This window comes from Plantibacter sp. CFBP 8804, from assembly GCF_014841225.1.
Taxonomy (GTDB): Bacteria; Actinomycetota; Actinomycetes; order Actinomycetales; family Microbacteriaceae; genus Plantibacter; species Plantibacter auratus.
This window is the reverse complement of the sequence record NZ_JACYTU010000023.1, coordinates 1-23620: the sequence shown is the minus strand read 5'-3', so window position 1 is coordinate 23620 and position 23620 is coordinate 1. Positions and strand designations below refer to the sequence as shown.

Annotated in this window: 21 protein-coding genes; 9 read left to right on the top strand and 12 right to left on the bottom strand. The window is 63.6% G+C overall.

The features are described 5' to 3' along the window. Window positions 1-31 precede the first annotated feature (31 nt). A complete protein-coding gene (locus tag IFU11_RS19045; protein WP_192019970.1) occupies window positions 32-1090 on the top strand; it encodes a hypothetical protein in 1059 nt (352 codons plus the stop codon). Between the two features lie 61 nt (window positions 1091-1151). Here IFU11_RS19045 and IFU11_RS19040 read toward each other — a convergent pair whose 3' ends face one another. The 3 genes from IFU11_RS19040 to IFU11_RS19030 form a co-directional block, all read right to left on the bottom strand. After that, window positions 1152-1487: a hypothetical protein gene (locus tag IFU11_RS19040; RefSeq protein ID WP_192019969.1), complete on the bottom strand. Its 336-nt coding sequence runs from the start codon at window positions 1485-1487 to the stop codon at window positions 1152-1154. Then, entirely contained in the window at window positions 1484-1843 is a 360-nt protein-coding gene (locus IFU11_RS19035; protein ID WP_192019968.1) for a hypothetical protein, read from the bottom strand. Before IFU11_RS19035 ends, IFU11_RS19040 begins: the two co-directional genes overlap by 4 nt. 205 nt (window positions 1844-2048) lie before the next feature. Next, window positions 2049-2360, bottom strand: coding sequence for a hypothetical protein (locus IFU11_RS19030; protein ID WP_192019967.1), 312 nt, complete (start codon window positions 2358-2360; stop codon window positions 2049-2051). A 212-nt stretch (window positions 2361-2572) separates the two neighbouring features. Here IFU11_RS19030 and IFU11_RS19025 point away from each other — a divergent pair, with 212 nt between their 5' ends. The 3 genes from IFU11_RS19025 (at window position 2573) to IFU11_RS19015 (ending at window position 4345) form a co-directional block, all read left to right on the top strand. Next, entirely contained in the window at window positions 2573-3031 is a 459-nt protein-coding gene (locus IFU11_RS19025; RefSeq protein WP_192019966.1) for a hypothetical protein, read from the top strand. Continuing rightward, window positions 3028-3765 carry a hypothetical protein gene (locus IFU11_RS19020; protein ID WP_192019965.1) on the top strand — a complete coding sequence of 246 codons (738 nt, stop codon included), beginning with the start codon at window positions 3028-3030 and terminating at the stop codon, window positions 3763-3765. Before IFU11_RS19025 ends, IFU11_RS19020 begins: the two co-directional genes overlap by 4 nt. Window positions 3766-3835: 70 nt before the next feature. Next, window positions 3836-4345, top strand: a complete 510-nt coding sequence (locus IFU11_RS19015; protein ID WP_192019964.1) for a hypothetical protein — start codon at window positions 3836-3838, stop codon at window positions 4343-4345. A gap of 135 nt (window positions 4346-4480) precedes the next feature. On the opposite strand, the gene IFU11_RS19010 is transcribed toward IFU11_RS19015, so the two are convergent. Next, window positions 4481-5011 (bottom strand): hypothetical protein, encoded by a 531-nt coding sequence (locus IFU11_RS19010; protein ID WP_192019963.1) that lies wholly within the window; start codon window positions 5009-5011, stop codon window positions 4481-4483. 93 nt (window positions 5012-5104) lie between these two features. Beyond that, a complete protein-coding gene (locus IFU11_RS19005) occupies window positions 5105-5590 on the bottom strand; it encodes a GntR family transcriptional regulator (RefSeq protein ID WP_192019962.1) in 486 nt (161 codons plus the stop codon). Between the two features lie 109 nt (window positions 5591-5699). Between IFU11_RS19005 and IFU11_RS19000 the strand changes: the two genes are divergently transcribed. Next, window positions 5700-6029 carry a hypothetical protein gene (locus IFU11_RS19000; protein ID WP_192019961.1) on the top strand — a complete coding sequence of 110 codons (330 nt, stop codon included), beginning with the start codon at window positions 5700-5702 and terminating at the stop codon, window positions 6027-6029. Here IFU11_RS19000 and IFU11_RS18995 read toward each other — a convergent pair. From IFU11_RS18995 to IFU11_RS18975, 5 genes are all read right to left on the bottom strand, one after another. Continuing rightward, complete coding sequence (locus IFU11_RS18995; RefSeq protein ID WP_192019960.1) at window positions 5989-7326, bottom strand: O-antigen ligase family protein; 1338 nt, start codon at window positions 7324-7326, stop codon at window positions 5989-5991. The genes IFU11_RS19000 and IFU11_RS18995 overlap by 41 nt on opposite strands. 158 nt (window positions 7327-7484) lie before the next feature. Further along, a complete protein-coding gene (locus IFU11_RS18990) occupies window positions 7485-7973 on the bottom strand; it encodes a hypothetical protein (protein WP_192019959.1) in 489 nt (162 codons plus the stop codon). A gap of 9 nt (window positions 7974-7982) precedes the next feature. Then, entirely contained in the window at window positions 7983-8765 is a 783-nt protein-coding gene (locus tag IFU11_RS18985) for a hypothetical protein (protein ID WP_192019958.1), read from the bottom strand. Between the two features lie 195 nt (window positions 8766-8960). Continuing rightward, complete coding sequence (locus tag IFU11_RS18980; RefSeq protein ID WP_137243595.1) at window positions 8961-9209, bottom strand: hypothetical protein; 249 nt, start codon at window positions 9207-9209, stop codon at window positions 8961-8963. A gap of 212 nt (window positions 9210-9421) precedes the next feature. Next, window positions 9422-9835, bottom strand: coding sequence for a hypothetical protein (locus IFU11_RS18975; RefSeq protein WP_137243594.1), 414 nt, complete (start codon window positions 9833-9835; stop codon window positions 9422-9424). Between the two features lie 1700 nt (window positions 9836-11535). Here IFU11_RS18975 and IFU11_RS18970 point away from each other — a divergent pair. The 4 genes from IFU11_RS18970 to IFU11_RS18955 all read left to right on the top strand — a co-directional run bounded on the left by IFU11_RS18970 (window position 11536) and on the right by IFU11_RS18955 (window position 18499). Then, window positions 11536-13041: a LuxR C-terminal-related transcriptional regulator gene (locus IFU11_RS18970; protein WP_192019957.1), complete on the top strand. Its 1506-nt coding sequence runs from the start codon at window positions 11536-11538 to the stop codon at window positions 13039-13041. A gap of 382 nt (window positions 13042-13423) precedes the next feature. Next, a complete protein-coding gene (locus IFU11_RS18965) occupies window positions 13424-17182 on the top strand; it encodes a DUF7507 domain-containing protein (RefSeq protein ID WP_192019956.1) in 3759 nt (1252 codons plus the stop codon). 454 nt (window positions 17183-17636) lie between these two features. Continuing rightward, window positions 17637-18047: a hypothetical protein gene (locus IFU11_RS18960; protein ID WP_192005573.1), complete on the top strand. Its 411-nt coding sequence runs from the start codon at window positions 17637-17639 to the stop codon at window positions 18045-18047. Next, window positions 18044-18499 carry a hypothetical protein gene (locus IFU11_RS18955; protein ID WP_192019955.1) on the top strand — a complete coding sequence of 152 codons (456 nt, stop codon included), beginning with the start codon at window positions 18044-18046 and terminating at the stop codon, window positions 18497-18499. The genes IFU11_RS18960 and IFU11_RS18955 overlap by 4 nt, the downstream gene beginning before the upstream one ends. 950 nt (window positions 18500-19449) lie before the next feature. Here IFU11_RS18955 and IFU11_RS18950 read toward each other — a convergent pair. Further along, window positions 19450-20067: a flavin reductase family protein gene (locus IFU11_RS18950; protein ID WP_192019954.1), complete on the bottom strand. Its 618-nt coding sequence runs from the start codon at window positions 20065-20067 to the stop codon at window positions 19450-19452. A gap of 219 nt (window positions 20068-20286) precedes the next feature. After that, a complete protein-coding gene (locus tag IFU11_RS18945) occupies window positions 20287-23586 on the bottom strand; it encodes a DUF7507 domain-containing protein (RefSeq protein WP_207185361.1) in 3300 nt (1099 codons plus the stop codon). Window positions 23587-23620: the final 34 nt, after the last annotated feature.

The following is a 23620-nucleotide window of genomic DNA, read 5'->3' as shown; positions in this document are numbered from 1 at the left end:
CGTTCATAACTATACTTCTGTTTGAGCTGGGTTGCAGCACGCTGGCGGCGATTCGATTGAGAGGCTGGCCTACAGTCAGACGAAGCCAATTCCGGGGGGCATGGTGGCGACAAGCGCGGGTACAGAGCAGGAAACGGGAATCGCAGGCTCCTCCGGGGGTCGCGATGGGATAAGGATCTTCCCGCGTCGTGGGTCCTTGGTTATCGCGGTGATAGTTCTCGTGGCGGCCTCAGCGGCCCTGGCGTTGACGGTGCTCTTCCCATCTCCGCCAGCCATGGATCCGGAGTCTCGCGATGGTTTCGCGGACAATATGACGCTCATGCTGGCCATCGGGACCGCACTGCTGTCTCTGGCGGCAGTGGTGTTCGCTCGGTCCCGCGAAGACGCGCCCTTTGCGATCTCAGACCTGTTTGTGCCCTTTGCGATTGCCATGCCTGTGGCCGGTTCGTGGGTTCTGGCGCAGCTTCCGAATGGGCTGTCGGCTTTGAGGCCATGGGTGGGCGTCGTAGCGGCCGTTCTGGCTGCGCTCTTCGCGTTCTTCATTGCATGGCCTCGCTTCAGCCAGCACAAGCTGAAGCTGGATCGTACGCAGCAGAGAAGTGGCCGTGCTATTCCTGCTCGAAGGCTTGTTGGGTGCGCTTTGTTGCTCCTCCCAATCTGCGTCCTGATGTTGTTGATCGCCTCGGACTCCTCCCCCCGCGCCGCATCGCGAAACTCTCCCAACGTTGGGGAGGGACTTGGCACACCGGCTCTGTGCCAAGGTGGCGGGATGGAGGAGAGAGATAGTCCCGTGATTGTCGAAGGACTCGCTGCAGAGGCGGTTTCGCTCGTTGAGATGGGCTACGGCGTTGACGCGATCCGGCTCAAGCTGGCCGAGGCTTGGTCGCGGTACGGCTGTCCTCCCGGGGCATTTCTGGCAGCTGCGGAATCGATCAAGGAGCTACCCCAGCCACCAGTTGAGTCGGTCGATGAAGCCGCGCGTATGGATTCTTTTCGAGCGAGCCTTGGCGTCCTTTCGGTGGAGGACAGTCTCCTCGCCCAGCTGAGCGCGCGAGAGTTGCTCGAGGGTCTGGCCCGAGAGCTGGGATAGAAAAGCAGGCGGAGCGGTGTCGTCGCTGGCCTGCCTGTCGCACATCGGCTGAGAAGTGGGATCAGGCCAGATTCTTCCGCCCGCAGACGTCGCAGGAGCCGTGCGAGACCAGGTGCTCCCCGTCCGGGGTGTCCAGGCAGGCCGACATCATCAGCCAGTCGTCGAGATCCCCGGACGCTGCGACGTGTGAAGCATCGACGCTCTCGTCGAAGTCGACACCGCGAGCGCTCGCCCAGTGGCGCAGATCGGCGAGGACGTCGGCGAGACGAGTCGCGACGTCGTCGGCGATCAGGCCGACCACATGATCCGCTCGCCAGACGGCGCGCTCGAGCGTGTCGAGCTCTGGCTCGTCATCGTGCCGCGTCACGTGCGAGGCGGGGTGCGAGGCGGCACTCACAGGATCGTGTTGACGGAGATCGACAGCGGGCAGTCGGCGAGGTGGAACCCGTCACCGCTGGCGAGCCACTTGTCTTGCCGGATCTCACCACCTTCAACCCACCCGAGGATGAACGCGTCGACGTGCTCGAACCACGACCAGGTGGACATCGCTTCCGGCGCGACGCGCCCCTGGTGATCGCTCCAGGCGTTCAGGAGCGCTTCCGCTGCGTCGTGCTCCACGACCTGAGCGGCACCGGAGGTGTCCGCCGTGTCGAGCACGATCGGGGTCGCGAGCGCCGGGCTGCTGACGATCGCGCGCGGGAGATCCTCGTCGATCGCCGGCCCCGTGGTTGCGGGCGTGATGGTGGTGGTCATGGAGTGTCCAATCGTCGAAGCGTGAGGGTTGGTCGGGTGGGGCGGGAAATGCCACTCAGCGGGCGCAGGGCGCCGTCTGCGGGGTTAGGACCGGTGAGCGGCCCCATGGGGGGCAGGGACGCTCACCGGCGTCGAGGAGGGCCATCACATGGCCCAGGTTGGGGAATCCGGCGAGCGCCCCGGCTGGTCGGGCGCTCGCCGCGGTTCAGCGCGTGCGGCGGGGTGGGACGAATGCCGGGGTGTCGGCGGTGATGGCCTCGGCCCAGCTCTTCGCGATCGTCAGTGACGGACCGGCGGCGGGGGAGGCGTAGGAGGTGCCGTCGATGGTCAGCTGGGCGCGCTCACCGCTGGGGAGGAAGATCTCCCACCAGGCGGAGCTGGTGTGGGTGGACTTGCGGATGGTGACACCGTCGGAGCGAAGGTACTCGGAGCGGCCGACCTTCGCCCAGGTGAGGTCGGCGCGGTGGGCCTTGTTCTGGGTGACGGTGGTGTGCTCGTACGGGTGAAGGTTCGGCATGTCTGGCTCCCTGCGACGTGTAAATCTGACGTTTATAACTATATACGCGTGTGAAGTGTGACGCAACCTGCTCGACGTCCTCGGCCGAGACGGCGTCAGTGTGCCGCGATACGGTGTCGGCAGTAGCGCTCGGGAGGGTGAGGGCTACGGGGAGATCTCGTCCAGGAAGCACGGGCGGAGGATCCCACCGGACGGCAGTGGGGAGAGTCGACATGAACGACGGCCAGAGCAAGCGCGAACAGGCGGACCACCCAGAGCGCGACGAGGCCGCCCCGCAGGGGCACATCGTGTCCGGTGGGTACCGCCCAACGAATCAGCTCCCGGCGGAGCTTCCGCCCATCGCCGACGTCAAGCCAGGCACCATCTTCCAGACCGCTGACGGCGGCCTCTGGAAGGCGTCCGGGGGCGAAATCTTCTTCCCTCTCGCGTGGCGGCCAGCGCTCATCGTCACACCCGAAGAGCACCGCTCGGAGGCCCGGATGGACTGGACGCTGCTCTTCATGAGCGTCGGCATGGTGCTCCTGGCGTACGTCATCACGGCGCTCCTGGGCCAGGTGCTCCTGGGCTGCCTCCTGCTCCTCCCGGCGGGGTTCGTGTTCTGGCGCTGGTTGAGGGTGCGCCGGACGGTCCTCGCACACGTGGTCGCTCCGAGCGTGGACGACATCGCATGACCGAACTCGCCTACATGACGCTGTCGGACTGGGGCCAGGAAGGCACCGCGATGGAAGCCCAGGGAACCCGCATCAGCGAGTGGCTGGGCAAGCCCCCGTTCGTCGCCGCCACGCCGAGCATGAAGGGCTACCCAGGCAGCCTCGACCGCGAGGTCGTCGACTCCATCGCTCCGGCCCCCACCGACCAGGCGGTCGTCGAGATCCAGAGGCTCCACGAACTCTTCCGCGAGGAGGTGGCGCTGCCCGAACCGGTCATCGTGCTCCGCCCGTTCGACGAGTCGGACTGCGACCTGATCGCCCGCCTCGTCCGCGAGCAGCTGCTCGGCCGGGTCTTCGTGATGGTCCACCACCACAGCTACCCGATCCGCGTCTGGCTCGACGCGATGCAGGCCACCAACCTCCACACCGGCACCGCCGTCGAGGCGGCCGCTCCGGTCCTCCTCGAGGCGGCACGGTCCATCAAGGGCGAGGACTACAACGGGCTGTCCTCCGGCAACGGCAAGGCCGCCATCGTGCAGCTCGTCCGAGCGCTCGCCGAACACGGGCACCCCGTCGACCCCGAACTGTGGACCCGCGCATACTTCGCCGTCGGCGGATCCTTCCGGCACGCCGCCACCGTCTCGAAGCTCGTCACAGAGATCCGACAGGGCACCAAGCACCGCGTGAGAGACCGCTACCGGCCCGAGATCTACGACATCCTCCTCGAGCGCGCAGAGGACAGCGGCCCGGTCTGAGTAGCCCGGGCAACCGCCATCGATAGAGTGCGGGGAGGGACCGGGGGTCGGTCCCAGAATCGGGGGAACAATGTTCGTGTCAGTGATGGACAATAACCACGCATGGTCGACGGTCACGTACCAACTGCCGAAAAACGGCGAGCAGATCCAAATTCCAGTGTTCGTGATAGATATATTTAACGCGCCTGTGTTGCTGAGTGGCTCCGACTCTGTCAATTTGCTCATGCCAGAGCTGCTGACTACGGGGTTCGCGCTGATGGGTTCGCCTGACCTTGCTGAAATCATCGATAGTGCGCCAAATGTCCATGAGAGATCAGCCTGGTGGGACCTTACCGCCGCCGATAAGGGCATCTTGAGGGTGTCCGTCAATGGTGCGATCTTTGAATGGGCCCGCGCGAAAATCGGAAGCACCGACAAGGCAGTGGACGTCCCATTCCGGAAGGCAGCGGGTCAATACGGCCGGATCTTGGTTATCGCCGGCGTTGGGCTTCAAATCAACCCAAACACAGGCGCTTATGACCTGAAGCAAGCAGCGCGCGATGGCATGTTGACCGCCGGATACGTGACCGTGCGCTCCTGAGCCACCTGACACTGCAAGCGGCTAGGTCCGGTTGTGTGGCACCTGGTACGGATGCTCTGTCGTAATCGACGGACGGTGGGCTCGGCGAGCGTAAGTTCGCGAACGGTGCAGGCGCTCGCCGGAGTCCATGGGGCGCTACAGGCGGGGCTCGGGCGTCGGGATCTCGCTCGAGCTCGATGTCGGGTTCGGCTCGCAGACAGGGCAGACGGCGTGCGCGCCGCGGGCGTCGCCATTCGGCCGATCTTCGGTAGGTACAGTGCATTTCCAACTCCAGGTGTCGTGCTGGAGGCTCGGGGCGATGCCCGAGCCTCCGCACTCCTCGCACGTCCGCTTGGGCGGATTCACGCCCCACGGGCCGTAGGCGAACGATCCTGAGCCGCAGCAGCGTCCGCACGGCTCTGGTGTCGGTGTGACCGCCTCGCGCGTCTCTGGGGCTGGTGCAGCGATGGGGATACCCGCGTCGTCGTACTCGACGCCGTTGATGCTGAGCTGGACGACGAGCGCGCCGACGTCGGCGTACCCGAGCAGGTTGACCCCGCCAGGGCTGTAGCTGTCTCGGATTGCGACGGCGATGGTCTCGGAGATGGCGGCGACGTCCACGGGGAGCGGCCCGGTGGAGTCGGTGGCGCGGATCGTGAGGGCGAGGGAAGCGGTTGAACGGGTCATGCGGTACTCCAAGTCCAGCAATGAGTGAAACGAACGATTAGCTACGCGAGATGCTTCAAGGTGGGTCGTTGAGAAAGCCGATATCTGCAGTTTCTACGAAGGCGGGTCGTCGCGTGGCTGTTTTCTGCTGCAAGACTCAAAGACGGACGTGGCGGCTTGCTCGAGGTTTCCGAGGGCAACGCATGCCGGGCGGTGTCGCCCAGCGACACATGCGTCTGGAACGGATTTACCCGGCCCTCCTTCGCTGAGTGCGCAGATGAAGCCGAGCAGACGAGCTTCGGCGAGCAGCGGATGAAGGAAGTCTCGAGCGAACAGGCGCGTTCTGGTCTCATGTAGGCGGTCCGAGGCTCCTGGAACGACGAAGTGACCGAGCCCGCGCCGGCGGAACGCGATCTGGGTATCGCAGAGATTCTGAAGCGCGCGTGCCGCCGTGGCCTGATTGATCTGCAATCTCGACGCAATATCGAGAGCAGAGGGCAGGCGTTCATTGTCGCGGTAGTTCGAACGGAGTATTTCATCTTCAAGGCGTCTGGCTGCCTCGAGGTACATCGCTCGCTGCGACAGTTCTTGGTCGCCCATTCCCATCGTTACTCACTTTCTCACTTGCTCATGCGGTGTCTGGATGTGAAAATGTCGCCCTATTTACCTTGTTCGCGGCACTAATCGCCATCGAACAAGGGAAAGACACATGAAGATCAAGACTGGTTTCGCTCGTCTCGCCGTTCTGGGGGCTGTCGTGGTCGGTATGGCCGGTATCGCGGGGCCGGCAAACGCCGCACCGTTGTCCGCCGCCCCGGCGTCCTGCTACGCGTACAGCGATGCGCGCGTGAGTGGGGGATTGAACCCCACCTACACGCAGACGCTGCGCAACAAGTGCAGCTACCCCATCAACGGCAAGTTCAAGATCGCCGGCTTGCAGAGTGGCTCCACGACGGCATGTCGGACGATTCAGCCTGGCGCCGCCATCATCAACAACGTCACCAACTGGTACGTGCCCAACGGCTACGCAGCCTGCTGAGTGTGTGTGGGCGTGCCGCCTCCGCGTCGGCACGTCCACGCGCCGGCGGACTTTCGGGCACACGTGGCTTGATTGCGAGGATCACCAGGAGCACCCATCCCGACTCGATGAGCGGGCGGCTCTCGGTCAGGCTCTGCAGCACCAGGAGCAGGAGCAGTGAGAATGGTGCGGCGGCCGCGAAGAAGGTGCGGAACGTTGACCTTGTCACTCGGTGGGGGAGGAGTGACAGGGTCCCGTGAGTGGTCTGGGTGATGAGGGCCAGGAAGACGACTGCACCGACCAGCCCGAGCTGCATGGTCACGTCGAGCCAGGCGTTGTGCGCTTGGAGCTGGCGGACGCCGTTGCGGATGACGAACTCGGAGAACTGAGGCTCCCAGCTGGCCCAGGGGCTTGAGAACCCCCATCCAAGGACCGGGCGTTCTGCAATTCGTTCGATGACCTTTGCCCAGATTTCAGTGCGTCCAGTGAGGTCGGCACTCTTCCCGAACCCGCTGAGGATCACCCGCCAGTGGATGATCGCCGCGCCGACCCCGCCCGCTGTGATGAGCAGGATCGCGGCAGCCCCGAACTGTCTTGGCCGCCCAGGCCGTAACGCGAGGAAGACGGTGATCGCGGCGAGGATTACCCCCACCCCGATCAAAGCGACGAGGACCGTGGACGAGCGAGTGAGCCAAAGCGAGAGGAGCGCTAGCAGGACGCTTCCGAGTGCCTCCGCCCGATGAGTGGCCGTCGCAAGGCGTGCGGCACTGACGATCAGGGCGACTGCCGCCACGAATGCCAGCAAGTTCGCATTCCCAGGTAGCCCCTGGATCCGGCCTCCCTCGAGGAGAACGTCTCTTGACCAGTACGCGAGCAGCGGCGGTTCCTTGTCACCGTAGTCAGTGAAGAACGGCAGCACGGGATGGCGGATCACGAGGGAAACGAACACCTCAAACAGCAACGACAGCCCCAGGACACCGCCTGCCGCCCGTTGGATTGCCGTCAGCACGTCGGCCCAGCTCAGGTGCCGCGCGACGAAGATGCCGACCGCCGTGCACATCAACAGGCCCAGCAGTGTCACCACGGTACCGACCCGGTAGGCCGACCAGATGATCGACACCACAGCGAGGCCGAGATAACACGCCAGCCCCCACGGCAGACGTCGCGGAGAGAAGGCGAGGCCTGAACGGCGCGACAGCAGGGCGAGCAGAACGACGGAGCCGAGTGCGACAACGCCGTATCCCCAGATGGTGAGGAGATTTGTCCACGCGGATCCGGCGAACGCGACGAACAGCCCCCAAGTCGCGGCCAGACTCATGATCCGTGATCGCCCAGTGTCTTGCTCAGTGCTCGGTAAATCCATGTAGTGCGTCCCCCGACACTTCAACTTCAGCCGCTGGGTTCATCCCAGACGGAATTCGACACCCTACCGACCCTGCGAGAGAAGCTCATCCGCGCCGGCCGAAGGGTAGGTACTTAGATTTGGCCTTCGCGGTCGATGGCTTCGCCGATCTCGGAGGCAGCGTGAACCGGGTAGTCGTCGATGTCGATCTCGACCGTGAGGTTCCCGGAGGTCTGTCCCAAGGTCAGAATCGCGGTTCGATCCCCGAGTTGCAGGCTCTGGTAGCTTGTGCCGGCGGCGGCATCGAGGAGGACGAGAAATTCGGTGCGGCCGAGGTCGTAGTGCAGTTCCGCCCACCGGCTGCTCAGTGTTCCGCTGCTCGGATACACGCTCATCGCCGCTTCTGACGGGTCGTCAAGTGGCCCGAGAGCCGGCTCGAGCAACCGTTCTAGTGCTTCGGAGTCTGCTTCCAGTGGAACGGTGACGCGCCCGCCGCTGGTGGTCAGGACGACGGGAGCGTCTGCGAAGTCGATTCGTGTGCAGAGGATTCTCTCATCGAGCTGCGACTTCTCGACGCGGGCGAGCTCGACGAGGAACGCGTTTTGCGCGCGTATGGGATGCATGGCGCCGTCCTAGACGTTGAGGGCGTTCTTGACCCAGTTGGGGCATAAGGTCACACCCTGACAGTACGTCGTGACGACGCCGAAGGTGCCACCGGTGATCGCACGGTAGTCCACCGTCGACTGCACCCACACGGAAGCGGACACCCAGCAAGTCAGCATGTTGCAGGTGAACTGCTTGGCCTCAAGGAAGTAGTTGAAGGCGGTCGCGGAGCCGGCACCGAGACGCGAGGAATAGGAGGTTGTGACTCGCTTCACGACCGCAGCGGTCAGGTTGTGCTTGTTCACGATCTTGTCGTAGGCGGCCCGACGGAGGGTGACGGATTTGCCGTCCTTTGCCCGCCACGTCGCGATCACATCGTACGTTCCGGTGCGCGGCGCGACACGGTTCGTCGGCACGGAAGCGAGTCTCGCCGCGAAGACAGCCCGCGCCACGGACGCAGCCGCGGAACCTTCCAGCTGAGGTTCCGGTGCCGCAGGATCGGCCGAGAGCGTCCCGTCAGGTTCAACCACGACACCTGCCGCATCCAGCTCATCCACCGTCACGCCAGCATCCTGCAGATCTGCCAACGAGACCTCGTCGCCAATCTCCGCGTCCACCTCGCCCAACACCGTGAATGTGATCGTAGCCTCCGAGGTCGGCGGCTCCTCGGCCGCCACCGCTCCCGCCGTCGGAACGGCCAAAGCGGCAACGACGAGCACGCCAATAGACAGAACGGAAGTGCGGTGCCTCAGCTTCATGAATCCCTCTCGGTCGAACTCCGAGCGTATTGAGGACTTCCAGGCTTCAACCACCCGCCGAGTGGCGGGTAACCGGGCGCGCGCCTGACGGCGCAGCGGGGAAAGCCAGCGATCACGGCCGTCGATCCGCTCGCCGACGGTTCTGTCTCACTTCCGCTGTCGGCGGGACCAGAGCACGAGGCGAACTTCGCCCAGAGCGCTTGAGTCCGGAGGTGGACATCGACGTTGGGCTACTGGGTGGAGCCGTGTTCAGGCGCTTGGGGGAGTGGTGTGGTGGCGTCGGTGGGTGATGGTCATCGCGGATCCGATTGCGAACAGCATCGCGGCGGGTAGTGTGATCGCGAGTGCCAGACCGAAGGGCACGTGGAGCAGCGCTGCGGCGGCGAATGCTGCGGCGAGGCCGAGGCCGATTCCGGCGCCTGTCATGGCGCTCATCGTGACGGGGTCGATGCGGAAGCGGCGAGTGGTGCGGGGCGTGTGATTGACGTGTGTGCTCATGGGGCCAGCGTATGAAGCAGGTCTTGTCGGGGGCATCCGCCGGTCGGCTGAATTGCGGGTTCGTCGCATATCCACCGTAGGACGGAGCCGACTGGCCGACCAGGCGCAAACGAGGAGCGCGGTGTCATCCACCGGCACCGGCGCCTCGGGCGCCACGCGTGCGAACGAGTGATCGTGGCCGTCCGCAGTGAGCTCGGAGGACGCGCCGGCCGCTAGTTTGGAGTCGACAGATCGATAGGGCTAACGCCGAGCGGTGTGCGGATCTCGAACCGTGTCGGCGTCGGCTGCATTGACCACTTCCATACCGATCGCCATTCCGTTCCGTCGCCACCTAAGTACCTGATGCCTGGCTCCGCGCCATCGGCGGGCGGTTCGGAGAGGGCGATTCGGATCTCAGCAAGGTACTTCTCGGCGCCGCTCAACGGAGGCTCCAAGGCTCGGCTGGGGCCGTGGGTTGCTGCGGCCGCGAGGTAGTCCTGGGTTGCTCGGCTGTAGATCTCGTCGTGCTGCCGGGTGAGGGGCGATGGGATCGCGTCGGCGTATGCGGTCACTGCGCCGTCCTCGCGCGCAATCGTGACGACAACGTCAATTCCTGAGGTCGTCGTCACCATTCGGGAGAAGGTCATGCAGCTCCTGCGGAGTTGTAGATCTGTTCGAACACTGTGTTGTTGACTACCAGGGTGCCATAGCGCTGGACCGTCTTACCCTCGGTTGTCAGGCTTCGCTCCCGGTCCCGGCCGCAGCGCTTGAAGTCGAGCCAGCCTTGTTCCGGGGAAGGGCCACGGCTAGTACCAGGCAGACATCCCCGGCAATCCCGAACAAGACCGCAGTCGTGCCGTTTCCACTGATCAGGTTGACAATGGCGAGGTGTGCGTTGACTGCTCCGACGATCCAGAGCAGTAGCCGCAGCCATCGCGGGATGAGACTATGCATGTTTTGGGCTCCTTGTAGATTGGTCCTTGACTAGTACACGCACCAGAGCGAGATCAACCACTTGTACATCCCTTCGAGCGCGCTTTTACGCCTTCCCCGGCGGCAATGGCGGCACCCACGGGGCCGGAGAACAGCGCAGCGATGCCGCCACCTCAACGACCCGAGTGCCGAGCGCGATCAAGCCTTCAGCATACTTAATGAGGTACCAGCAGAAGTCCTGCGTGGTTGTGGGAGATGCTCTTCCCGCACTGTCGGTGTTGCTCTGGCTCGAGTTTGCTGCGTTGGTCTGCGCAGACATGTCAACTCGCGAACCGTCCGACCATGCTTGTGGTGCGTCACCGGACCCGACCACATCGATGGTTGAGACAGTTGTTCCTGATGCATCGATGTCAGCGCCGGTAAATGAGCGGTAACTGGCGTCAGTGTCTTGCAGTTCGTAGCTCACGAAGGTGGCGACTCCCTCGATTCGCCACCCCGCCACCGCGCTCTTGTCGACAGGCAGCCCCGACGGTGACGTTGCCGGAATCCCTGCGGTCGCGGCCGCCTCAGATGCTTCTGCCCGCCAAAGCAGGTTGCGCTGAGAACAACGAGATGGCAGTGACTGCCACTGCTGCAGAGAACCCAAGGCAAGGCAGTGCGCTGATGACGCCGCGCCCATGGACCCCGAGTCCGTGCCCGATCATCAGCTCCTGAACGAGTCGCCGTCGATGAAATTAGCTGCGTCTTTCCTGCCGTGTTCATAGTTCCCCCAAAGGCCTGTCGAAAAAAGAAGCAGAAGGATGCCAGCCCCTGAAACATGCGCGCGCTGTTTGTTTACGGATAACTCCCGAGGTATGCAAACAACGAACCCCTCGAGCTCCTGCCTAGCGGGGCCGGGAGCCGCTCCCTCGTCCTGATCTCCGAATCGCCAGACAGACCAGGCTGCTTTACTCGTGTAAATACCCGTGTGTTCAACCCGCGAGCACGGAGTGTTCTCCATTTAGTGATGGAGCGTCCGGTTCGGGACCGCACTGTTGACCGCGACCTGTGTCAGAACGCGTGCCGAAAACCTGGAGCCGGTGCGGGGTCGGTGAGCGGATCGCGCAGTGTGGCTCGAGTTCGGACTACGCGATGGAACACATCGTCGGGCGCGGGTGTGGCGTCCCTAGTCGGACGAAACTATCGATGATGGTCTCGCGGCGGCGTTGCCGGGGAAGCTTGGGCGCCGCGGATGGTTCATGAGCGGCGCTTTTGCCCCTTCAATGAGGGTGAGTTTGTCTCCCTGCAAGAGGTTTGAGGGTGGGAAAGGGGATGGTTTTTGCGGACGCAGAGTTCTGCTCTTGGGCGAGTGTAGTTTTCTGTGAGTCCCGTGGCACCGAGCAGAAATGGGTGTTTTGTGAGAGCAGGACGACGGTTGCAGGACGCTCTGCACGACCACGATTTTGATGAGATTGACCGGATCCTCTCTGGCTCTTTTTTCAGGCTGCTGGTTGAGGACTTTGGGCTTCTTGGCTCAGTGTTTTCAGTGTTGCCTGGGTCTTGGTATGAGCGGTATCCTCGCCATTTCATTTCGCGTGCGATGTTTGATGCGGCCGGTGCATCGAAGCTGATCCTCCGGCCCGAGCTGGTGGCGGCGTTCGCGAAATGGGTCGACGGCCAAGCTGAGGCACCGGCATCCGATCTCCTCGTCCTGAGGCTGGTACGTGTCCTTGAGTTGCTGGGGCGCGGGTGGTATCAGGATGCGCTGCAGGAAGTAGACGTGATTCTGACGACGCTTCGTTCGGCGCCCCAGGCGAGCGACGGTCTTGAGGATCTGATGCCAGCAGCATTGCTTGTGTGCGGAAAGGTCAAACTTCTTGCCTCAGACCTTGATGGGGCGCAGGGGTGTTTCGCTGAGTCTGTTCGATGGTCGATGAGTTTGGTTGAACATCCGCTCGGTCGTTTTGGACGGGAGCATCTTGCGCTGGTCCACGCCCTCAACGAGGACTTCCTGCAAGCTGCCGAGCTCCTCTCCAGGTCGAACGAGCAGCACGCGCATGGTGTCAGCAAACATTTCATGGCTGCTGGTTCGGTTGCGCGGTTATTGGTTGCCGTCGGGGGTTTGGATCTACAGGCGGCGGACGTGCTTCTCCGAGAGACCGACGCTTCAATCCGGGAGAGCGGCCTTGGGTGGGCTGTATTGCACGCCGAGGCAGGTCTTGCGCTGGCGCGAAGTGAACCATGGGAGCTCATCCACCGCATCAACCGTCGTCTTGTCACAGATCAGCAGCGGTATGCGCCGTCGACGTTGCCTGGGTCGATGCTTCGCGCGGACCTTACCGGCCTCTACCAGGCTGCTAGCGACCTGAGGGCTGCCGAGCGGACGCTGCGTTCCCCCGAGCTGCCAAGCAGTTGCCCTCATCTCCTGCTGGCCACGGCTCGGCAGTCACTGCTATTAGGGCGACCGGATCAGGCAATATCGATCTTCCAGCGCGACGAAGCCTCGCATGCAACGATCACGCCCGCCCGCTTTCGGGCGGGCGGTGCCGTCCTCTACGCCTCAGCGGAACTCGCGATAGCTGGGGAGGGGGACGAGGGGGCATTCAAGGCCGCTGTCAGCGCAGTCGCTCACAGCGGTGCACGGGTGGCGCTGATGGGGGCGTCGGAGGCGCTACGAACCCAGATCTTTCCGACACTCGATGTACCGCTGGAGCAGGTGCCGTCACCTTGGGAGTATCGAACGCGGATCAAACTGACACAACGAGAGCGGGAAATCCTCCAAGCATTGCGTGAGTTCGGGACCCTGAAAGAGGTAGCCGCGTCCATGCACGTGTCAATCAACACCGCCAAGACTCACGTTCAAACCCTCTATCGAAAGCTTGGCGCTCACAACCGGGACGAGGCTCTCTGGCTCGGACGCGATCAAGCCCGAAGATCGTGATGGCCGAGGTGGATCGCATTGCGCATTCCGATAGCCGGAACCGGCTGATCGAACATTGTCCTGCCCGGGAGTGTCGTCGCAGCGGGATCGTCGAGCTCTGCTGCCGACGAGCGGTTCGCCCCCCCCCCCCCGAGGATGACTGAGGTGATCTTTCGGGTGAAGACGGTCTACGTCTGCCTCTGAGTGCGTCATCCTACCCGTGCCCTGTCGTCTCTTCAGAGGACAGGCACCCGCCTCGAGTGGTGCCTCGGTTCTCTTGTACATCCATTGGAAGGTTCACAACAGCATGCTCTTCACACGTCCACAACCGGTGTTGCCGCCGGGTTCACGCACGGTTCGCAGGGCGCTGAGATCGGTCGCGACAGCGCTGACGGCATCCCTGATGGCAGCGTTCCTCGTGCTCACCGGCGCGGGCGCTGCGTTCGCTGCTTCCGGGGAATACACGGTCGAACTGACCGCGCCTGACAGTGTGCCGATCTACGACCAGTTCACCTATACCGCGACGGTGTCCACCGAGGCGACAGCGGGGGAGCCGACGACCGGTCTGGTGTTGACGTCGGTGCTGGCTGAGGGGCTGACGTTCGATTCGGTTCCGACCGGGGCTGATTCGCCGGTGGCGTCGGTGACGTATGACGAGGCGACGCGGACGGTCACCTTCGTGATGAAGGATCTTGCCGAGCAGCTGACCTCGTTCACCTATTCGGTGAAGCAGGTCAACAACAGCGTCAAGGATGCGTCGACGGTCTACAACACCTCGATCACGGGTTCCGCGACGCCGTCGGGCGCTACTCCCGGGGACAAGCAAAGCACGGCGGTGACTGGTGACAACAACTACCGGCCCCTCAAGAGGAACACCACCCTGGAGGGTTCTGGGAACCGGTTGGTGACGTACTCCTTCGACGTGCAGACGGTCAACGGCACCGGTTCCACGACGACGACGTTCACGTCGTGGTCTCAGACGTTGACCGACACCATTCCCGCCGGCGCACAGATCGTCGGGAAATCGACGGGGTTCGGAGAGTGGACAACCGCTGCAAACGGCGACGGTTCGACGACCGCCGTGTGGAAGCGTGACGGAACCTACGGGCCTTCGACGCTGTCGCTCGATTCCATCGGGAATCGAATCTGGATCCAGGTCGAATATCCGCAGGAGAACTTCCCTGGTGGGACGCGTCCGCCGGTGAACAACGTCGATCTCACCGTCACGGATCACTCCGGAGGTTCTTTCGGTCCCAGCTCTGCGCAGACGCAAGGGCCTGAGCTGGTGGACGGTCGCACGAAGGGTATCTTCCTGACGAAGGATGCCGATGATCGCGGGAACAACGCTGCGCAGACAGCCAGCGGTGCGTGGCAGTCGCAGTATCTCGTCAAGGCTTCGTACTTGAACCAGCTCGATTCGGACCAACTCGGTGATCTGATCATTGAGGACTCCGCTGCGCAGTCGCCGGAGAACGCTGAGTTCTTCGACCACGCCGACGTGTACCGGTTCCTCGCTCAGTTCAATCCCACCCTCAAGAGCGCGGCGTTGCCGTACACGCTGGAGTACACCACCAGCGCGTCGGCCGCTTGGAAGAGTTACGACACGGCCGGGAAGACGACCGCCGAAGACGTGCGGCTCGTCGTGCAGACCGAAGGATCAACGAACTTCCCAGAGGGCGGATACGTCGCCGGCATCGATGTGCCGGTCGGTGAGCACCTGACCGGGTGGCGAATCCACGTGTCTCCTGAAGCGGCGACGAGTATCCCGTCCGGCTCTGAAGTCCGTGTTGCGCCGAGCTACATCGCCTCCTATGCAGCCTTCAGCGACGGATCAGCCGCTGATGGCGCACTGACGAACACCGCAACTGCAACCGGCGCCACGGTCGCAGGTACCGTCTACTCCGCAGATGATGATGCGCTGATCGGGGTGCAGGATCGCGTGAACATCGTCACAATGATCACTTCACCATCGACGCTGAACGTCGGTTCGTCGGCGGTGTTCACCGCGAACATCTCGAACCTGGATCCTGCGGGGCGTGACTACAAGAACTCGGTGATGGAGGTCGTCCTGCCGGTCGGCGTGGTCTATGACGCCAGCATCGGAGCCAGTCCGACGACGCCCACGACCCGGACCTCGGGGCTGACGGTTCCGACGGTCGGGAACGGTGTGACGGTGACGACGAAGACGGTCACGGATGAGGCTGGTGAGCACCAGGTGGTCGTGTTCACCTTCGACGACCTGCCGTCGCTCCGAAAGAACGGCGACGTGAAGGAGCGCTGGGAGGATCAGGGGTTCCGGTACAACATTCCGACGAATGTGTTGCCGCAGGCGTTCAGCGCGACGAACACGACGACGATCGCGACGACCTGGGCGTACACGAACGACCCCGCCCACGCGTCGACGCGGATGGACTTCTACGGCCCGTACTACTCGGCCGACACGTACAACTTCAGTGCGACGCTGGACCGGATCGCCCGGTCGTCGGTGACGCCGGTCGTGACGACCGCTGGTGGGTTGTTGCTGGGGAAGCAGGTGAGGGCTGATGCGTCACAGCTGTGGAACCTCGATGCGGTCGCCGCGTCGCCGGGTGCGGCTGACTGGCAGGTGTACGTGTCGAACGTGTTGCCGCAGACGGTGACGGACATCGTGGTGTTCGATCGTCTGCCGTTCGTCGGTGACTCGCGTGGTTCCGAGTTCGCGGTCACGCTCAGTGGCCCGGTCACTGGTCTGCCGGCCGGTGCGTCCGTCGAGTACTCGACGAACGCGACCTCGGCGACGTCGGGTACGTGGACGACGGTTGCTGCTGGTGCTCGGGCGTTCCGGGTGATGATCCCGTCGCTGGCGAACGCGCAGAACGTGTCGCTGGTCGCTCCGACGACGATTCCGGAGGGCCTGTCGTACAACCAGGAGGCGGTGAACAACATCACTGCGACGGGTTCGTACCAGGGTTCGTCTCGGAACTTCTCGTCGAACGATGCTGTGGTGCGTGCGGCTGCGAAGCCGTCGCTCGAGCTGGTGAAGCAGACCAACGGTGTCCGCTACACCGAGGCACCCGGTGCGCTGGTTGCGACCGGTTCCGCGGTGACGTGGACGTACCAGGTCACGAACACCGGTGATGCACCGCTTGCGGACGTGTCGATCAGTGATGCGTTCACGGACGAGGCGGGCTCCGGCACGATCGTCCCGACCTCGACCGAGAGCGGACCGCTGCAGCCTGGCCAGACGCGGACGTTCACGGCGACGGGGACAGCGGTCGCCGGCCAGTATCACAACGTCGCGACCGCGACGGGGCGTGCTGTCGACAGCGCCGGTGTGCAGTTGCCGCAGCAGCCGGCGCCGGTCACGGACGAGTCCTGGTACCTGGCGGGGGATTCGGGTCTCACGATCACGAAGACCACCAACGGTGAGGACGTCACGAGTGCTCCAGGGCTTCCGCTGAAGCCGGGTAGCGCCGTGGAGTGGGCTTACACGGTCACCAACACCGGCACCCTTCCGCTGAAGGACGTCACGGTCGTGGACCTCGATGCCGACGGTGAAGAGGTGTTCAACGACGTGATCGACGTCCTGGCGCCCGGTGCGTCCGTGGTGCTGACCGCAACCGGCACGGCGATCGAGGGGCAGTACCACAACACGGTCACTGCGACCGCGGCCGACCCTGCCGGTGGGGAGACGGAGCTGCGTGCAGCGGACGACTCCTGGTACTTCGGCGTCGTATCCGGCCTGGAGGTGCAGAAGCAGGTGTCCGCGAACCAGACCGGTCCGTGGTCCGAGACCACCGAGGTGAAGCTCGGTGCGGCGTCCTACTGGCGCATCGTGGTCACGAACGCGGGCAACGCGCCCCTCACGGACGTGACCGTCACGGATGCTCAGCTGCAGCAGACGATCAAGGTCGGTGCCCTGCTGCCGGGTGAGAGCCACACGGTGGTCCTGCCGTTGGAGAAGACCCAGACGGGCCTGACGAACGTCGCTGTCGCGACCGGAACGGACCTGCTCGGTGAGACCCTCACCGCCAAGGATGACGCCTCGGTCACGGTCGTCGACCCGGCAGGACTCGCCCACACGGGAACCACCGCTGCGATCGGCGCCGGTCTGGCGTTGCTGCTGCTGGCCGCAGGAGGCATCGTCCTGATCCTCCGCCGCGTCCGACGGAACGCGAGCTAGCGGAACAAGCCCGGGGTGGGCTGCGCCCCCAGTCCACCCCGCACCCGATCATCCCCTCGATGATCGGAAGGAGACGCCATTCGGGTGGCGTCTCGGATGGGGCACCCGCACCACAACGGGTGCCCCGTCCTTATCCTCCGGGTGACACACGGGTGAAGTGCTCAGCCATCCGCATCACGAGGCCGGTGTCGGTTCACCTCCCAGGTGAGCCGGTATGTGCCGGTAGCCACGAGTTGAGAGCGGGACCCATCATGCAGACACCCACCGAGGACGGTCCTCCATCGAGTCACTTCGAGTTCTACTCGGCGAAACGACTCGGTGACATCGTGAGGCTGCCGTGCTGGTGCAAGCTCGCCCGCTCGCACACGTTCACCGAATGGGTCGCCGCAGGCCGCCCGGCCAGCTAGGGCCGCCCGGGCCGTGACGACGAGTAACACCGGATACAGGAGCGACCATGAACAGAACCGGCACGCCGATCAGCACCATGTTGGAGCGCCGATCGTTGACGCCCGCGCTCGTGCGTTTGATCGAGAACGCGTGTCGCGCCGAGCGCACGGCGTCGGGCACTCACCGGCGCGGCGCGTTCCGCGACACCCGGTGCATCATTGGCGCGGTCCTCGAGGCTGGCTTCGTGCCACACGAGCTCGCCAAGATCATCGGAGTGCAGGTCGAGTCGGTCATCACCCGCAGGCAGGTCGGTGGACGGTTGACCGTCGCGTCAGCGCAGGCGCTGATGGAGATGAGCGAACAGCAGCTAGCTGCCACGTCGTTGGTCATCTATCCAGGGGACGAGCATTCAGGACCGTTCTATCGGACCGCTGACGTCGTCGCCTACCTTTCTACCGCAGATGAGGAACGCGCATGAGTATCGAACCAGGAACAGCAACACCCATTGATATCCAGAAGTGCCAGCGTGCCCTCCAGGAGGCAGTGGTCCAAGACTTCCTCGACGACTTCCCAGACCCAACACACCCCGTGCACGTCGCCAAACGGCTCTACCTCAGTCACGCGGTCGTGCGATATCACGTGACGACAGGGGACCTCGTCGGCACCTTCCGGGACGGCAGATGGCACATCGACGTGCAAGCGAGCCGCGATTGGATCGCTAGCTCTCTGGCCAGGCGAGCAAGCCGCAGACTTGCACTACAAGAAGCAGCTCAGGGTCCCCGCCCAATAACCGTTTCGATCAGTGAACCGGGTGCGCTGCGGCAGCTGCAGGACCTACAAGCCTCAGGACTGACGCTCAGCGACGTCGTCGAGTACGCACTCCAATCGCTTTCTTCGCTCCGGGCCGACGACTACGCCCCTGTCACATGATCGTGTGGTCCAAGGCCGCGCGAGAGCTCAGTGCCCATGCGCACCCGACGATTCCTAGGAGACACGAGATGTTGAGGCATGACGCCTGGGTATTCGTCGGACTCGTTCTGGGCACGATGCTCGTTGATTGTGGGATCGGTGTCACCGCAGGGCTGGTATCGCTGATAACACGGTTCGATCTGCTGAAACCGTGGCAGTTCGGCGCCTCGGTTGCCACTTGTCTCATGATTACGCATGCCTGCATCTTGATCATGGGGTCTGGCTTCGCTCGGCGGCGCAGCAATCACGTGTGTGACGACCGTGCGCAGCCGGCAGCCTCGTTAGGACCGCTCCGCCATGAATGAGGCTCACCGCCTGCTCAAGGATTCGGCTGCTGTGTCAGTGATTCAGACGGCGCGTCAGAGTAACGGGAGCAGATGGTTCAAGGTCCGCCCAACATCGCGCAGCTGGATCAAAGGGGGCTAGTGCACCCGGTTCAATACGACGGATGGTCCGGTCCGCCGCGATTGGCGGAGATGCGCGGAGTCTTTCGATCGTGTCACTGAGTGCGCCGTGCTCGGCGGCTGGCATGACTGTGATTACAGTGGTGACGCCCGCAACGGGTACTGCGATTCTGGTTCGAGGGCTGAGCTGAGGACGTTGATCTAGGGCCAGGACTTCAATGGGCAGGCAGCTGCTCAGGCGACTGTGCTTCTGTGGAGGCTCCGGGCCGACGTTTTCTCGATCTCGACGACCTCGTCGGGAGGTTGGGGCTGAACTGAAGGCGTGAGCAGCATCGAAGTGCGTTGCGAGAACCGCATGCGTGCTCCCTTCGACGGTGCAGCCGGGACGAAAACCTGATGGTGTTCACAAGGCTTCGGGATCGTGCTGAGTGCGCGGCCTACACCGCTCCGGATGCCACCCGCGGGACTGGGCGGAGAGCTGAGCGCCTGTGCTCCGTGTCGAACCAATTAGTCCTGAAGGCGCCGGGGCCAGGATTCGATGGGGATGCGGGCGATCTTCCGCGCGGGAGGGGTGAGGCCCCAGTCGTCGTCCCCGAGGCGGGAGAGCGGTTGGAGCCTATTGGTGTCGGGACGACCGTCGCTGAGAGCGTCATCGTCTAGAGCGATGTGGACCACCCGTCCCATGACGAGGAAGCAATCGCCGATTCGGACAATCGTGTGCAGAGTGCATTCCAGGGCTGCGGGGGAGCGCTTGACACGGGGCGGGAGGACTTTCGCGGCGGGTTCGCGTTCAATGTCGACGCGGTCGAACTCGCTTTCTGTTGCTGGGAAGTTCGTACCGGTCGCGTTTACCTTTTCGAGTAGCACCTCTGGTGTCAGGCAGACTACGAATTCGCGGGTGGCTTCGATGTTGGTGAGGGTGTCTTTCCGGCCGACGGAAGTGAATTGGATGATCGGCGGGCTGACGCTGGCGACGGTGAAAAACGAGTGTGGTGCGAGGCTATCGATACCCTCGTTCGAGGTCGTGGACACCCAGGCAATGGGTCGGGGGATGACGATAGCGGTGAGAAGTTCGTAGAACTCGTCGTCACTGGTGTTCTCGGCGTCGAAGTCGGTGCGAGGCATGGTTCTCCTTGTGGGTGGCGCTGGAGGGTACATTCGGGCATCGCCAAGCATGTCGCTCGTCTGACTGCCCCCTCGATCAGCGTTGTGCACTTCTGCGGCAGGCGGGCAGCCCTCACGGCTCGGGCGAACTCGGCCCGAGGGCGACCAAGAGGCACTGGTTGTGACGGGAGCCTGCGATGAATCGTCGCGCCTCCCCATTCGGGTGAGGCTTCCTCGAGTTCATCGGGAGACGCCAGCAGATGATTGGCGTCGTGTGGCGATGATCGCTGAGGTGCCGGCAAGGAGGGCGAAGAGAGCGAGGAGGAGATTGATGCGTGGGTCGTTGCCGGTAATGGAGAGGCTGCCGGTGCTGGCAGGTGGAACCATGCCGACCTGGACTACGGCATGTGCTTCGCCCGACGAGATAGTCGCGGTGCCAATGCCCGAAGCGGACGCCGTGGCAACGTTGCGCACTTCGCCGGTTGTGGCGTCGGCCGCTGTGATCTCGTACTCCGCTGTAGCGGCACAGTCTGTGCGTTTCCCTGGGGACAGTTCGGTTGCTGTGCAGGTGATGGTGCCGGCCATAGGGTCGGAGATCGCGAGATCCGTCAGCGTCGCCGCCCCGTCGTTGGTGACGGAGAACGACCAACGGATTCGGTCGTTCGCGGTGATGCGGCTATCGCTGTTGACGTCGATTGGAGTTCCAGTTTTCGTCAGACCGATTGCTGTTGCTCCGGTGAAGGGCAGCACGAGGGTGGACGGCTCTGCTGTGATCGGTTGGTCAGAGCCAGGCGAGTTAGCGTTCGCGGTCGCCGTGTTCGTTAGCGAGCCCGCGTCGATGTCCTCCTGGGTGACGGAGTACGGTGCGACGCATTCGACATATTCGCCGGGCAGAAGACGATTGTCGTCGCAGGTGATGGAGGGGAGTGGGTTCGTTCCCGAGAAGTTCTGCTCGAGGACTGCGATTTCCGTCAATGTGACGTTGCCGGTGTTGGTGACGCGGAAACGGTACTCAACTTCCTCTCCGACAGCCGTGAGCCCGTCAACGTCGGCTGTTTTCAAGAGCGAGAGCTGTGGGAGCTGATCGACGGATAGTTCCACGGTCGATGCGTCAGAGCTGATCGAGCCGGTCGGCGCGGTGGCGGTGGCGGTGGCTGTGTTTGACAGGACGCCAGCGTCGACGTCGTCCTGGGTGATGACGTAGTCGGCTTCACAGATCAATTGCTTGTCGGGGTCGAGTGTCCTGTCGTCGCCGCAATCGATGGCCGAGAGCTCGCCGGTTCCGGTGAACGCTCCCTCGGCCACAGCGATGTCCTGTATCGAAACGTTGCCCGTGTTCGTGATGACGAAGGAGTAGGTCACTTTGTCGTTTAGCACGAGGTCCGTCGGTGTTGCGGACTTGACCAGTGAGATGCCGGGCTCAGCGACGATGGTCATCGCTACTGAAGACGGATCGCTGGCGACGTTCACATCGGAGATGGCGACTGCGGTCGCGATGGCGGTGTTGTCGATATGTCCGGCGTTGACGTCTGCTTGCGTGACTTTGTAGGAGCCGGTGCAGACGACTGACTGTTGCGGGGCCGCATTGGTGGCGTCGCAAACCACCTTGATGTCGTCACCTGTACCGGTGAATGCAGTCTCGGTGATCGCGACGTCACTCACCGACACATTGCCGGTGTTCGTGACGGTGAAGGTGTACTCGATGGTGTCGCCGGCTGCGCGGACGGTAGCTGGCAACGCCGTCTTCTCAAGGGCGATCGATGGTGTTTGCGCGACGGTCACCGTCGCCGTGGAGGGCTTGGATGTGGGTGTCTCCACGCCCGTCGGTGCTGTGCCGGATGCGGTCGCGGTGTTCTGCACTGAGCCTGCGTCGAGATCGGCCTGCGTGATGAGGTAGGCGGCGGTGCAGGTCGTACTGTCGCCGGGTGCGAGTGCGGCCGCGCCGTCGATGCAGGTGACTTGTGGTGCGTTGCCTGCCCCGGTGAACTGGGTCTCCTCCACGGTGATATCGCTGAGCGTGACGTCGCCGGTGTTGGTGACGAGGAACGAGTAGGTGATCGTGTCGTCGATTGCCTGAACGGTTTCGACGTCGGTGGTTTTTGTCAGTGAGATTGCGGAGCTGCGCACGAGCTCGTTCGTGTCGTCGTCTGAAGCGGACAGGGTCACCCCCGGCAGTGTCGGATCGATTGCGGTCGCTCGTGCACTGTTGGAGATCTTGTTGTCCGTCTCAGCCGCTTGTACGACGCGAACAGTGACGGTCAGTGCCTGTGTTGAACCGGCGCCCCCGGTCCCGATGTCACCGTTGCGAATGACACCTGCTGCGGCAAGAGTGGACACCGGCCAGGTGACGGTGCCGCCGGGACGGAGGCCATCGCTGTCCGAGGCGCTCTGGTTGGAGACGGTGCCACCGGCGTTCGCTGAAACGAATGCCAGGGTACTGGGGAGTTCGTCTGTGACGGCGACATCGCTGAGGGTTTCACCTGTTAGCAGGTTGGCGACATCGATTGTGTAGGTGAACTCTTCGCCCATCGCGACGCTGGTTCGTCCATCATCTTTCGTCAGCTTCAGGAGGTTCTTGCCCTGGGCGACGACGAAACAGGCGGTGTCATTGTTGTTCGTATTGACCGGGTCCGACATGATGCCGGTGACGGTGGCGGCGAAGCAGGTTTTTTCGCCGACCAGCTCGCCGCCGGGGATGACCGCGGGGAGGTTCAACGCGTCGGGTGTGTTGATCGTCAGGGTTCGGGGTGCGCCGCTGTCGGTCACCGGCGAGCAGGTCAGGGTGACGGGGCCGAGGATTGCTCCGTCGCTGGCCACGTCGCTCGCGTCGCAGGTCCAACCCATGGGCGTCACGCTGGTGATTCGGATGCCAGCGGGGATCGCGATGTCTACGGTCGCCGGAGCTGCCGCGGAGCCGCCGAGGTTCGTGATCGTGAACGGAACCGTGCCCGGCCGGCCGGCTTGAAGCGGTAGGCGGTCGGGGACAGAGACCTTGAGGTCTGCCTCCTGCGTTGTGGCGCAGACCGGGCGCGGCTCGGCGGGCAGTGTGCTGCTGCTGTCGATCGCGACCGAGTTGCATGCGACGGCGCCCGCTGGAGCACCCGGGACGACGTTCGCCGTGAACTCGAAACGGGTGGAGCCTCCGGGGGCGAGCGTGCCGGTCACCTGCGCACGGATCGCACTTGCTCCGCTGGCGGTGCTGGCCCACCCGGTCTTGCAGCCGGGATTACTCGGAAGGACTTCCGCGCGGCACGGGTTGGTTGAACTGGAGTAGGTGAGTGTCAGGTTCGCGGACTTCGAGGTGATCGTGTTCAAGGTTTCTGCGAAGGTGCTGCCACGGCCGTCTGCGAGGTGTGGGAGCACGTCGTAGCCGACGAGGTTGGTGAGCACCGTGTTGCCGGAGTTCACGAAGGAGACGCGATAGCGGATGTCGCTCGCGTCGGGATCGACACCGACGACGACGTCCGGGTTCGAGATCCAATCGCAACTGCCCTTCGGCGTGACAAAGCAGATCTCCTTGACAACATCCAGGCGCGCCACGCCACTGACGACGAGGTTCGTGTTCGCAGAGGCA